The following is a 12,211-nucleotide window of genomic DNA, read 5'->3' as shown; positions in this document are numbered from 1 at the left end:
CGGTCGGACCGCAGACGCCGGGCAGGGAAGGGCGATCAGGCCGCGCGGATCACGGTGCCACCCACGCGGGCGCACGCTTGTCGAGAAACGCGCCGAGGCCTTCCTGGCCCTCGGGCGAGACCCGCAGCGCCGCGATCAATGCGGCGTTGTCGTGATCCAGCCGGTCACGGTCGGCGGCGGCGGTGACGGTGCGCACCAGCCGTTTGGCGCCGGCCGCGGCGACGGGGCCGGCCTTGCGCAACAGCGCGATCTGCCGGTCGATTTCCGCATCGAGCTGCGCGGCGTCGACCACCGCGTGCAGCAGGCCGATACGCAGCGCCTCCGCGGCGTCGAAGACCTCGGCGGTGGCGAACCAGCGCCGCGCCTGGCGTGGGCCGATGGCGGCGATCACATAGGGCGAAATCACCGCGGGCAGCAGACCGAGCCGGCTTTCGGTAAGGCCGAACGTCGCCTGCGGCACGCCGATCGCGATGTCGCAGCACGCCACCAGGCCCACGCCGCCGCCGAATGCCGCGCCGTGCACGCGGGCGATGGTCGGCTTGGGCAGTTCGTCCAGGGTGCGCATCAGGCGGGCGAGGGCCAGCGCGTCCTCGCGGTTGGCGTCCTCTCCGGCGCTGGCCATGCCCCGCATCCAGTTGAGGTCCGCGCCGGCGGAAAACGAACGGCCGCTGCCTTCGAGCACCACCACGCGCACCTCGGGATCGCGCCCGAGCGTGTCGAGCGCGGTCGTGAGCTGCGCGATCAGACCGGCATCGAAGGCATTGTGCAGGTCGGGCCGGTCGAGGCGCAGGCGGGCCACCGCGGCGCGGCGTTCGAGGGTGAGGACATCGGACATGACGGGGTCGCACTGAAAACAGTCGGGAATCATAACGATTCGCCCGAAGCGGCCATGCCGCAGTGCGATGGCGGCGCTAGAATTGAGAACCATTCCGATCTGGCCGACCCCGTGAACCTCTCCCAGTTGCCGCGCCGCACGTCCGCCGAGGTCGAAGCCGTGGAGGATCTGCGCGCACACGATCCCATCGCCCGGCGGCTGCGGGAGCTGGGGTTCGTGCCGGGCGAACCGGTCGAGATCGTCGCCGCCGCGCCGTTCGGTGGCGATCCGCTGCTGGTGCAGGTGGGCTTCACCCGGTTCGCGCTGCGCCGCAGCGAGGCGGCCCGCGTCCGCCTCCGCGAGGTCGCCGGCGCATGAGCACGGCGACGCTGCCGCGGATGGCCCTGGTCGGCAGTCCCAACGCCGGCAAGACCGCGCTGTTCAACCTGCTCACCGGCAGCCGGCAGAAGGTGGCCAACTACGCCGGAGTCACTGTCGAGCGCAAGGAAGGCCGGATGCGTGGGCCGTCGGGCGAGACCTGGGCGCTGCTGGATCTGCCGGGCGCCTACAGCCTGCAGCCGGCGAGTCTGGACGAGCAGATCACCCGCGACCTGTGCCGGGGCTTCTATCCCGGCGAGCCTGCGCCGGACGTCCTGGTCTGCGTGGTCGACGCGACCAACCTGCGCCTGCACCTGCGTTTCGTGCTGGAACTGCGCAGCCTGGGCCGGCCGATGGTGGTGGCACTGAACATGGCCGACGCGGCGGCGCGGCGTGGCATCGTCATCGACCGCGCCGCGCTCGAAGCACGCCTCGGCGTGCCGGTGGTGGAAACCGTGGCGATCCGCCGCGACGGGGCGCAGGCCCTGCAGGCGCGGCTCGCGGACGTGCTGGCGCATCCGCGCGCGCCCGACGCCGCCGCGCAGGACGGCGCGCGCGATCTCCACGACGAAACCCGGGCCCTGATCGCCGCCACGGTCACCATGCCGCGCCGCACTGCGCGCATCGACGATGCGCTCGATCGCTGGCTGCTGCATCCGGTGTTCGGCCTGCTGGCGCTGGCCGTGGTGATGTTCCTGGTGTTCCAGGCCGTCTACGCCTGGGCCGCGCCGCTGATGGACCTGATCGATGCGGGAACGTCGGCGCTCGGCGACCGGGTGAATGCCACGTTTCCGGAAGGGCCGCTGACCAGCCTGCTGGCCGACGGCATCGTCGCCGGCCTCGGCGGGGTGGTCGTGTTCCTGCCGCAGATCCTGATCCTGTTCCTCTTCATCCTCGCGCTCGAGGAATCGGGATATCTGCCGCGCGCGGCGTTCCTCCTCGACCGGATGATGAAGGGGGCGGGCCTGTCGGGGCGGTCGTTCATTCCGCTGCTGTCGAGCTTCGCCTGCGCGATTCCCGGGATCATGGCCACCCGGTCGATCCAGGATCCGCGCGACCGCCTGGCGACGATCATGGTCGCGCCGCTGATGACCTGCTCGGCGCGGCTGCCGGTGTATGCGCTGCTGATCGGCGCCTTCATCCCGCAGCGGCAGGTCGCCGGACTGTTCAATCTGCAGGGCCTGGTGCTGTTCGCGCTGTACGTGGCCGGCATCCTGAGCGCGCTCGCGGTGTCCTACACCATGAAACGCTGGCGCCGCGATACCGGCGAACACGCGTTGCTGCTCGAACTGCCGTCGTACCGGATGCCGCATCTGCGCGATCTCGCGATCGGCCTCAAGGAGCGCGCGATGATCTTCCTCAAGCGCGTAGGCGGCATCATCCTCGCGCTGACCGTGCTGCTGTGGTTCCTGCTGTCGTTCCCGGCGCCCCCGGCCGATGCCACCGGCGCGGCGATCGAGTACAGCTTCGGCGGTCGCATCGGGCACGCGCTGGCGGTGGTGTTCGCACCACTGGGCTTCAACTGGCAGATCTGCATCGCGCTGATCCCCGGTCTCGCGGCGCGCGAGGTCGCGGTGGCCTCGCTGGCGACGGTCTACGCGCTGTCGGCCGCCGACGACGCGGCCGCGGCCGAGGCGCTCACGCCGATCATCACCGACGGCTGGTCGCTCGCCACCGGGCTGTCGCTGCTGGTGTGGTTCGTCTATGCGCCGCAGTGTCTGTCGACCTGGGCGACGATCCGTCGCGAGACGGGCTCATGGCGAGTGATGGCGCTCAACGCCGGCTACCTATTCGCGCTGGCGTATCTGGCCTCGCTGGTGACCTACCAGCTCGCGGTCGCGCTCGGCGCGGGCTGAAGGCGGCGATCGCACATGGGCGCCGGTCTCGTCTTCCAGTACGTGGTGATCGCCGTCGCCGTGCTGCTGAGCGCCTGGGCGGTGCTGGCCGCACAGGCGCCGGCGCTGGCGCGTGCACTGCGTCTGCGTATCGCCGTGCCGCTGGTGCGCGGGACGCGACCGGCCTGGGTGCGTGCGCTGGGACGCCGTATCGCGCCGCCGTCGTCGGAGGCGGGCCGCTGCGGCAGTTGCGGGCGCTGCGGCCCGAAGTGACGAGGCCGGCGCGGGGCTTCAGCCCGGTGGCAGGATGACGGTGCCGCTGCCCACCTCGCGCCCGCCCTCGATCAGCACGAAGCCGGGGGCGTCGGATCCGATCTCGACCGGCCTGTCGCAGGCGAGGCTCGCGGCGGCCCGGCTGCCGGGTTCGACACCGCCGTCCTCGTCGAAACGCAGGGCGCAGCGCAGCGGCCCGGTCGCATCGTCGCGGGTCAGCCGGACGTCGGGCCGGTAGCCGCTGTAGACCGGGGTGCGGCGCCCGCCATCCCCCTGGCTGCGCAGCACGATGCAGGCGCGGAGTGCCTCGCGTGCCGCGTAGGCCTGGCGACGTGCCCGACCCGGGGGCGTGTCCGGAATCGCGGCCGCGTCCGCGCACGGCGCCTCCAGCGTGGGGCCGCGGGGGCCCGCGTCGTCGGGTGCGGCGTCGAGGACACCGACGTCTGCAGCATCGGGTGCGGCAGCGGTGGCGGTCGAGGCGTCGTCGCCGCCGCTCGTCGGCGTCGGACTGCAGGCGCCCAGCGTCGCCAGCGCGAGCGCACACAGGACGGTCGGCAGCAGTGGGGAAGGGGTCGGATTCGGCATGGCACGTCCCGGACGTGATCCGCGGACCGGCTAGTGGCGGCCGCGGCTCAGGGGTGAGCGGGTGGGGCGGCGCTTGTCGTCGGTCGGCGTCACCTCGACCGACAGATTGAACGTGCGCTCGTCGCCGATCAGCAGCGCGCCCACGCCCACGACCTGACGGTTGATTTCCTTGCCGTCGCCGTCGCGGATGGTCAGCACCACCGAGTATTCCCAGGCGCCGCCATCCGACGGATGCCGGATGCGGCCCTCGACTTCCAGCGCGGTGGTCGTCGCCTCGCGCTGCACCGCGTGTCGCGCCACGATCGGCGACCCCGGCGCCGCGCCCAGCTTGATGAAGTGCTGGCACGCCGGGCAGCGTGCCGCACTTTCCAGGATCACGGTCTTGCAATGCGGACAGGTGCGCGTGGCCCCTGCCGCGCCCGGACGGCTGCTCACGGTCAGGCGGCGTCGCTGGACTTGTCGTTGGCGGCCTTGTCCTTGGCGTTGCCCGGGGCCGGGCCGGTACCGGCGGCCTTGACCTCGCCCCAGCCGCATTCGATGTGCCCGCGGATCTTCGAGCCCGAGGCGACGGTCAGCGAGCCCGCCTTGAGGTCACCGGTGAGCACGGCCGAGTCGCGCAGCTCGACCAGCGACGCGGATTCGATGTTGCCTTCCAGCTCGCCCGAGACCAGCACCTGCTTGGCACGTACGCCGCCGTTGAGCTTGGCGCCGTGTTCGATGGTCAGGTTGCCCTGCACGTTGACGTCGCCCTTGAAGCGGCCCGCGATGCGCACATCGCCCGAGCCCTCGATCTTGCCTTCGATGGTCAGGTCGGCCGCGATCACCGACTCCTTGCTCACCGGTGCGGCGGCCGGGGCCTGGCGCGGTGCGGTCGGCGGCGTGGACGGCGAGAAATCGGCGACGGCCGGGGCGGGCTCGCGCGCGGGCGGTGCCGGCGGCGGATCGGAGGCGAAGCTGGGGGAATTCGTCTTGGCGTTGGCGTTGCCGGACTGCGGAAAGATGGCCATGTCGCGCGTTACCTCGGTTGGACAGGGTGGACGGCTCGAACATGCTCGAACGGGCGCTCGAACGGGGGATCCGCGCCGCCACGGTCAGACCGCCGACGCGGAGGTCGAGCCTAGCACGGGCATGACGACAGTCGACTGTGATCGAGACAGCGGAATCGAGACACGGCAAGCACTTGCCCGGTGTTCGCAAGGCATCACCGCAGGTCGCCCGGCGTCGCGGCGTTACATGCGGAACACGCCGAAGCGCGCGGGCTCGATCGGCGCATTGAGGGAGGCCGCAATACCGAGCCCGAGCACCCGGCGCGTGTCGGCGGGATCGATGATGCCGTCATCCCACAGCCGGGCGGTGGCGTACCACGGGCTGCCCTGGGATTCGTACTGGTCGCGGATCGGCGCCTTGAACGCGTCCTCGTCCTCCACGCTCCAGCGGCCGCCTCTGGCTTCGATGCCGTCGCGCTTGACCGTCGCCAGCACGCTCGCGGCCTGCTCGCCGCCCATCACGCTGATGCGGGCGTTGGGCCACATCCACAGGAAGCGCGCGCCATAGGCCCGGCCGCACATCGCGTAGTTGCCGGCGCCGAAGCTGCCGCCGATGACGACGGTGAACTTGGGCACGCTGGAGCAGGCGACCGCGGTGACCATCTTCGCCCCGTCCTTGGCGATGCCGGCGTTCTCGTACTTGCGGCCGACCATGAAGCCGGTGATGTTCTGCAGGAACACCAGCGGGATGCCGCGCTGGTTGCACAGCTCGATGAAATGCGCGCCCTTGAGCGCGCTCTCGGAAAACAAGATGCCGTTGTTGGCGACGATACCCACCGGCATGCCGTGGATGTGCGCGAAGCCGGTGACCAGGGTCTTGCCGTAGCGCGCCTTGAACTCGTCGAAGGCGCTGCCGTCGACAATGCGCGCGATCACTTCCCGGATGTCGAACGGGCGTCGGGTGTCCTTGGGCACGATGCCGTAGAGCTCGTCGGCGGCATACAGCGGCTCGCGCGGTTCGCGCAGCGCCACCGTCAGGGTCTTGCGCCGGTTGCAGTGGCCGACGATGTCGCGTGCGATCTGCAGCGCGTGCCGGTCGTCCTCGGCGAAATGATCCGCCACGCCCGACAGACTGGTGTGCACGTCCGCGCCGCCCAGCGCCTCGGCGTCGACCACTTCACCAGTGGCCGCCTTCACCAGCGGCGGGCCGCCGAGAAAGATCGTGCCCTGCTCCTTGACGATGATCGACTCGTCGCACATCGCCGGCACATAGGCACCGCCGGCGGTGCAGCTGCCCATGACCACGGCGATCTGCGGGATGTTCTCGGCACTCATCCGTGCCTGGTTGTAGAAGATGCGGCCGAAGTGCTCCTTGTCCGGGAACACCTCGTCCTGCAGCGGCAGGAACGCGCCGCCCGAATCGACCAGGTAGACGCAGGGCAGGCGGTTCTCGCGCGCGATCTCCTGCGCGCGCAGATGCTTCTTCACCGTCATCGGGAAGTAGGTGCCGCCCTTGACCGTCGCATCGTTGGCGACGATCACGACCTCCTGGCCCTGCACGCGGCCGATGCCCGCGATCACACCGGCCGCAGGCGCGGCACCGTCGTACATGTCCTCGGCCGCCAGCGGCGCGATCTCGAGAAAGGGCGCGCCGGGATCGAGCAGGGCCGTGATGCGGTCGCGCGCGAGCAGCTTGCCGCGCGCGGTGTGCTTCGCCTGCGCCTGTGCGCCGCCGCCTTCGGCCGCGCGCGCCAGGCGCGTCTGCAGTTCGTCGGCGAGCGCGCGGTGGTAGTCGGCATTGGCGATGAAATCCGCCGAGCGCGGGTCGAGCTGCGAGGTCAGTGCGGGCATCCGTCGATCGCCTGGTGAAAACCGCAAGGATACGGAACCCGTCGGATGCGCGCAGCGCGGAGGCGGCCAAGGGCGTGTACAGCCACACCCGAGTGCAGCGCAGCCGCCCATAAAAAAAGGCCCGCCGGAGGCGGGCCTGTGCAAGGCGCGTCGTGGGCTCAGCGCTCGGCGCGTTCTTCCACGCGCTCGCCGGTCTGCTCGATCGCTTCACCCGCGCGCTGGGTGGCACGGCCGGTCGCGGCAGCGGCTTCGCGTGCAGCTTCTTCGGTGCGTGCTGCGGCGGCGTCGGCGCGAATCTCGGCTTCGCGCGCGGCATCCGCGCTGGCGGCGGCCGCGGCATCGGCACCTTCGCGCGCCGCCTGACCGGTGGCCGCGGCCGCGTCGGAAATCGCACGGCCGGCGTTGTCGGCGGCGGCTTCGGCTTCGGCGCGCTCACGCTGCGCATCGGGGGACGTGTTGGTGCAGGCCGCCAGCGCGAGTGCGGTGAGGGCGGTCGCAGTCATCAGGGTGAAACGCATGGCAGCTCTCCTGTTCCGGTGGGTGGCGCGGATGGTGGGCGCGGCGACGTGAGCGTCACGCGAACCCGGCCGCACGGAAACAACTGCACGCTGAATGCGCAAAAGAAGAACCCAGGCGCCCGATTGAGGTCGCCTGCAGGGGCGCGTGTCGGGACAAAAAAGAAAGCCGCCGGAAACCGGCGGCTTTCCAGATCACTGACGATGGCCGAACGGCCATCGAGTGAATTACGGCGTGACTTCTTCCGCGGCCGAAGCAGCGTCTTCAGCCTGCTGCTCGGCGTGGTCGGCGGCGTCAGCAGCGTGCTCGGCAGCCGCGTCGGTGCCAGCAGCAGCGGCGTTGGCAGCCGCGTCGGCAGCGGCGTCGGCTGCAGCAGCGGCGTCGTCGGCAGCAGCCTGCGCGGTGCCGGCCAGGGCCGGATCGGTGGTCTCGTTGGCAGCAGCCTGCGCGTCGGCGGCAGCGTCAGCGGCGCCTTCGGCCGAGCTCTGGGCCTGATCGGCGTTGCTGCAAGCAGCCAGTGCAAAACCCATAGCCAGGGCCAGCAGAGCCTTGTTGATCGTCATTGTGTCTTCCTCGTCTGAAAGTTTGGGCAACGCGCTTAATGCGCGCCGGCAACATGATGACAAGCCGCGTTTCAGTGTCAAGCGGCGTCGCGTGGTTTTTTCGTAAAAAACACGTTATCCGAAGTTCACGCCATTTCCACTGCAATTGCCGTCGCTTCGCCGCCACCTATGCAGAGCGACGCCACGCCGCGTTTCAGGCCGCGTGCCTTCAGCGCGTGGATCAGGGTGACGATCAGCCGGGCGCCGCTCGCGCCGATCGGGTGGCCGAGCGCCAGTGCGCCCCCATTCACATTCAGACGGTCGTGCGGGATGCCCAGGTCCTTCATCGGCGCCATCGCGACGTTGGCGAAGGCCTCGTTGACCTCGAACAGATCGACATCTTCCACCGACCATCCGGCCTTGTCGAGCACATTCTGAATAGCCGTCACCGGCGCCGTGGTGAACCACTCCGGCGCCTGCGAATGGCGTCCGTGGGCGACGATGCGGGCGAGCGGGGCGAGGCCGCGCTTGCTCGCTTCCTCGGCCGAGGTGAGCACCAGGGCCGCGGCGCCGTCGGAAATGCTCGAGGAACTGGCGGCGGTCAGCAGGCCGTCCTTGCCGAAGGCCGCCCGCAGCGTCGGAATCTTCTCCGGCTGGATCTTGCCGGGCGCTTCGTCGGTGTCGAAGGTCGTCTCGCCCTTGCGGGTCTGCACGGTCACCGGCGCGATCTCGGCCTTGAACGCGCCCGAGGCGATCGCCTGCTTGGCGCGGGTGGCGCTTTCCACGGCGTAGGCGTCGAGGTCTTCGCGGGTGAAGCCGTACTTGGTGCTGGCGATGTCGCCGAACACGCCCATCGACTTGCCGTCGTAGGGATTGGTCAGGCCGTCCCACGCCATGTGGTCGAGCATCTCGGCGCTGCCGTAGCGGATGCCGGTGCGCGAGCCGTTGAGCAGATGCGGCGCATTGGTCATCGATTCCATGCCGCCGGCGACGACGAAGGTTGCGGTGCCGGCCTTGATCAGGTCGTGGCCGTACATCACCGCCTGCATGCCCGAGCCGCAGACCTTGTTGATGGTGACGCAGCCTGCCGAGTCGGGGATACCCGCCGCACGCGAGGCCTGGCGCGCCGGTGCCTGGCCGAGGCCGGCCGGCAGCACGCAGCCGATGATCGCCTCGTCGACGAGGTCCGGCGTCACCCCGGCGTGTTCCAGCGCCGCGGTGATCGCGGTCGCGCCGAGCGTCGGCGTGGGTACGCCGGTGAACTGTCCGAGCATGGAACCGATGGGGGTGCGCTTGGCACCGACGATGACGATGTCAGTCATGGCGGAACGACTCCGGATGTGTGAACGGCACAGAACGTCGATTATCGCATCCGCCGCACTGGAAAGTCCCGGCGCCGCCCCGCGATGCGCCGTCGCACGGGTTTGGCGCATACGCCGAATCGGGGTATAGATGCACCGGCAGGGGCGGGCGGAATGCGCGGTCGCGCGCAGGGAGACGGGGTGATGACGGGTATCGCAGATTTGACCAGGGCGCGGCATCCGCGCCGGGCGGCGCTGGCGTGTGCGCTGGCGACGGTGCTGGCGGCGTGCGGAGGTGGCGGTTCGGGGAGTGGGCTGGTGCAGCCGCCCTCGCCACCGCCGCTGGCGCCGCCGCCCGTCACCCCGCCCCCCGCCACGCAGCCGCCCGCGGTGGTGCAGCCGCCCAACCCGGCCTACAGCCGCCATCTCGCCGACACCAATACCGGCGCCGCACACGCCGCCGGATTGACCGGCCAGGGGGTGCGCATCGGCTTCCTCGACAGCGGCATCAACCGCAACCATCCAGCCCTGCGCGGGCGGGTGACCGACAACCTGATCTACGTCAACCGGCAGACCAACAACACCAGCGTCGACGACGTGGTGGGACACGGCACCGCGGTGGCGCAGGCAGCGGCGGGCCAGCCGTTCGGTGCCTGGCCGGGCGGCGTGGCGCCGGGTGCCACGCTGGTCTCGGCGCGGATCATCAGCGACAAACCCCCGGTCGACGACGGCTCGGGCAACGGCAATCCGGTCGACGGCGCGCTCGGCCTCGAGCCGATCCATCGCGACCTGATCAACCGCAACGTCCGGATCATGAACAACTCCTGGGGCGGTCTGTATCTGGACAACCCGGCCGCCGCCACGCCGATCGCCGCCGAGTACCGGCCCTTCGTCGTCCAGCATGGCGGGCTGGTGGTGTTCGCGTCCGGCAATGCCGAGCGAGCGAACCCGTCCGATCTCGCCGCACTGCCGAGCCAGCAACTCGCCAACGGCACGCGCCCGGGCGCGGATCTCGAACGCGGCTGGCTGACGGTCTCGGCGCTCGCGGAAGGCAGCACCACACAGCTTGCGAGCTATTCCAACGCCTGCGGCATCGCGATGCGCTATTGCCTGGTGGCGCCGGGCACGGTGGTGGTCACCGGCACCAACGACGCGCCCGACCGCCCCGAGTACTGGAAGTACAACGGCACCTCGCTGGCCGCGCCGCTGGTGTCCGGCGCCGCGGCGCTCGTGTGGGAAGCGTTCCCGTACTTCAACAACGATCTCGTGCGTCAGACCCTGCTGGGCACCGCGACCGACATCGGCGCGCCCGGGGTCGATCCGGTGTTCGGCTACGGCGCGTTGAACGTGGGCAAGGCGGTGCGCGGGCCGGCGCGGTTCGACTGGGGCGACGTCACCGCCAGTTTCAGCGGGGGCACCTCGGTCTGGGGCAACGACATCACCGGTGACGGCGGCCTGATCAAGCGCGGCGCCGGCACGCTGCGCCTCGACGGCAACGCGTCCTACCGCGGCGCGACGCGCGTGGAGGGCGGCACGCTGGTGTTCGCCGGCCAGGGGGCGATCGCGGGGGCGATCAGTGTCGACACGGTCGGAAGCCTGCAGTGGGCCGGCAGCCTGATCGGCGGCAACGTCCTCAATCGCGGCAGCTTCGCGCTGACGGGAGACTCCCGCGCGCGCACGATCACCGGCAATTTCGAGCAGACGGTCACCGGACGCCTGGCGGTGCCGATCGGCGCGCCGCTGTCGGTCAGTGGCAGCGCACGTCTGGCGGGCGAACTGCTGGTGACCGGTGTGGTCCGCGGCTACACCTACCAGAGCAACGAAACCGTGGTGCGCGCCTACGGCGGGCTCAGCGGGACCTTCACCAGCCTGGGGCGGGGTCCGGGCGTGTTTCTCGATGCTACGCTCGGTTACGACAGCACGCGCGCCTGGCTCGACATCACCCGCCTGGACGTCGCCGCGACGACCGCGTCCCTGGCGGGGGCCACGGCGCAGGCGATCGGCTCGGCCGAGCGCATCGAGGGGGCGTTCACGGCCCTCGATGCGCATGACGGACGCGCCATCGACACGCCGTTCGCACGCACGGCCGGCGCCTTCCAGCGCATCCAGCACGGCGATGCCGCATTGGCGGCATTGGACAGCCTGTCCGGCGCGCAGCATGCCCGCGCGCTCAATGCGACGTTCGACCAGGTCGACATGACGCGGCGCGCGGTCGCCGCGCGCGTCGGCGAGGTCGCGGCACACGACGCGCGCCCCGGCGCCTGGCAGCAGGCCCTCGGACAGGGCGGCGACGGCGGTTTTGCCGGGGACGGTTTCCAGGTCGACGGGTGGAGCCTGGGCCGCGACCAGACGCTCGGGGACGGCATCCTCGCCGGGTTCGCATTCGGTGAGCTGCGCGGGGACGGCGTCATGCACGCGCGGGGCGACCGCAGCCGCGGTCGCCAGACGCAGGCGCAGGTCTACCTCGCGCGCGCATTCGGCGATGCCTACGTGATGGCGCAGATGGGCAGCGGCCGCGTCGAACGCGACCTGCGGCGTCAGCTCTTCGCAGGTGCCGACTGGCAGGGCGTGTCGACGCGCTATGCGGGCGACGTCAGCCAGGCGGCGGTGGAAGTGGGCCGACGCTGGCGCCTCGGGGCGACCGAGCTCGCGCCTTACTTGGGGGCCGAGCACGTGCGCGTGCGCAGCGACGGTTTCGACGAGCGGGGCGGGGACGGGTTCGGCTTGCGTGCCGTGGGGTGGGACGTGCAACGCAGCCAGGCCATCGGCGGTCTGCGCGCGCGCTGGGAAGCTCCGGGCTTCACGCTGTACGGCTACGGCGAGTGGCAGCACACCCTCGCGTCCAGCGGGTTCGACCTCCAGGCCAGCTTCACCGGCATCGATGCCTGGGCGCCGATCTCGGGCATGACGCCGGCGCGTTCCGGCGGTATCACCGGCATCGCGTTCGCTTCATGGCTCTCACCGCGCACGCAGATGGGGTTCGGAATCGACCAGCGCTTCGGGCCGCGCGGCAACGACCGCATGGCGTCGCTGCGCTTCGCCCACGGGTTCTGACGCGCTCATCCAGCAAAACCAGGCCGCCTGTGGGCGGCCTGCTTGCCGGCGCCCGCGGCCCGGGTTGAACGGCGAC

The 12,211-nt window shown here is 70.8% G+C and carries 12 protein-coding genes; 4 read left to right on the top strand and 8 right to left on the bottom strand.

Annotated elements, in window-relative coordinates; genetic code table 11:
- Positions 1–49 precede the first annotated feature (49 nt).
- Positions 50–835 (bottom strand): enoyl-CoA hydratase-related protein, encoded by a 786-nt coding sequence (locus tag PQS31_RS14485; RefSeq protein WP_272763458.1) that lies wholly within the window; start codon positions 833–835, stop codon positions 50–52.
- Between the two features lie 111 nt (positions 836–946).
- Between PQS31_RS14485 and PQS31_RS14480 the strand changes: the two genes are divergently transcribed.
- The 3 genes from PQS31_RS14480 to PQS31_RS14470 are packed head-to-tail and all read left to right on the top strand — an operon-like array spanning position 947 to position 3,300.
- Positions 947–1,192 (top strand): ferrous iron transport protein A, encoded by a 246-nt coding sequence (locus PQS31_RS14480; RefSeq protein ID WP_272763548.1) that lies wholly within the window; start codon positions 947–949, stop codon positions 1,190–1,192.
- On the top strand, positions 1,189–3,048 hold the full coding sequence (locus PQS31_RS14475) for a ferrous iron transporter B (RefSeq protein WP_272763457.1): 1,860 nt from the start codon (positions 1,189–1,191) through the stop codon (positions 3,046–3,048). The genes PQS31_RS14480 and PQS31_RS14475 overlap by 4 nt, the downstream gene beginning before the upstream one ends.
- Before the next feature lie 15 nt (positions 3,049–3,063).
- On the top strand, positions 3,064–3,300 hold the full coding sequence (locus tag PQS31_RS14470; protein ID WP_272763456.1) for a DUF6587 family protein: 237 nt from the start codon (positions 3,064–3,066) through the stop codon (positions 3,298–3,300).
- 18 nt (positions 3,301–3,318) lie between these two features.
- Here PQS31_RS14470 and PQS31_RS14465 read toward each other — a convergent pair whose 3' ends face one another.
- The 7 genes from PQS31_RS14465 to PQS31_RS14435 all read right to left on the bottom strand — a co-directional run bounded on the left by PQS31_RS14465 (position 3,319) and on the right by PQS31_RS14435 (position 9,102).
- A complete protein-coding gene (locus PQS31_RS14465) occupies positions 3,319–3,885 on the bottom strand; it encodes a hypothetical protein (protein WP_272763455.1) in 567 nt (188 codons plus the stop codon).
- Between the two features lie 30 nt (positions 3,886–3,915).
- Positions 3,916–4,326, bottom strand: coding sequence for a hypothetical protein (locus tag PQS31_RS14460; protein ID WP_272763547.1), 411 nt, complete (start codon positions 4,324–4,326; stop codon positions 3,916–3,918).
- On the bottom strand, positions 4,323–4,892 hold the full coding sequence (locus PQS31_RS14455) for a polymer-forming cytoskeletal protein (protein ID WP_272763454.1): 570 nt from the start codon (positions 4,890–4,892) through the stop codon (positions 4,323–4,325). The genes PQS31_RS14460 and PQS31_RS14455 overlap by 4 nt, the downstream gene beginning before the upstream one ends.
- Before the next feature lie 222 nt (positions 4,893–5,114).
- On the bottom strand, positions 5,115–6,722 hold the full coding sequence (locus tag PQS31_RS14450; RefSeq protein WP_272763453.1) for a carboxyl transferase domain-containing protein: 1,608 nt from the start codon (positions 6,720–6,722) through the stop codon (positions 5,115–5,117).
- Between the two features lie 158 nt (positions 6,723–6,880).
- Complete coding sequence (locus tag PQS31_RS14445) at positions 6,881–7,240, bottom strand: hypothetical protein (protein ID WP_272763452.1); 360 nt, start codon at positions 7,238–7,240, stop codon at positions 6,881–6,883.
- A gap of 225 nt (positions 7,241–7,465) precedes the next feature.
- Complete coding sequence (locus tag PQS31_RS14440; RefSeq protein WP_096208994.1) at positions 7,466–7,801, bottom strand: hypothetical protein; 336 nt, start codon at positions 7,799–7,801, stop codon at positions 7,466–7,468.
- Positions 7,802–7,926: 125 nt separating this feature from the next.
- A complete protein-coding gene (locus PQS31_RS14435; protein ID WP_272763450.1) occupies positions 7,927–9,102 on the bottom strand; it encodes a thiolase family protein in 1,176 nt (391 codons plus the stop codon).
- Between the two features lie 183 nt (positions 9,103–9,285).
- On the opposite strand from PQS31_RS14435, the gene PQS31_RS14430 reads away from it, so the two are divergent.
- On the top strand, positions 9,286–12,135 hold the full coding sequence (locus tag PQS31_RS14430) for an autotransporter serine protease (RefSeq protein ID WP_272763449.1): 2,850 nt from the start codon (positions 9,286–9,288) through the stop codon (positions 12,133–12,135).
- Positions 12,136–12,211 lie beyond the last annotated feature (76 nt).

This window comes from Luteimonas sp. BLCC-B24 (assembly GCF_028550595.1).
Lineage (GTDB): Bacteria > Pseudomonadota > Gammaproteobacteria > Xanthomonadales > Xanthomonadaceae > Luteimonas.
Note: the sequence above shows the minus strand (reverse complement) of the source record. Positions and strands in the feature narration are given on the sequence as shown.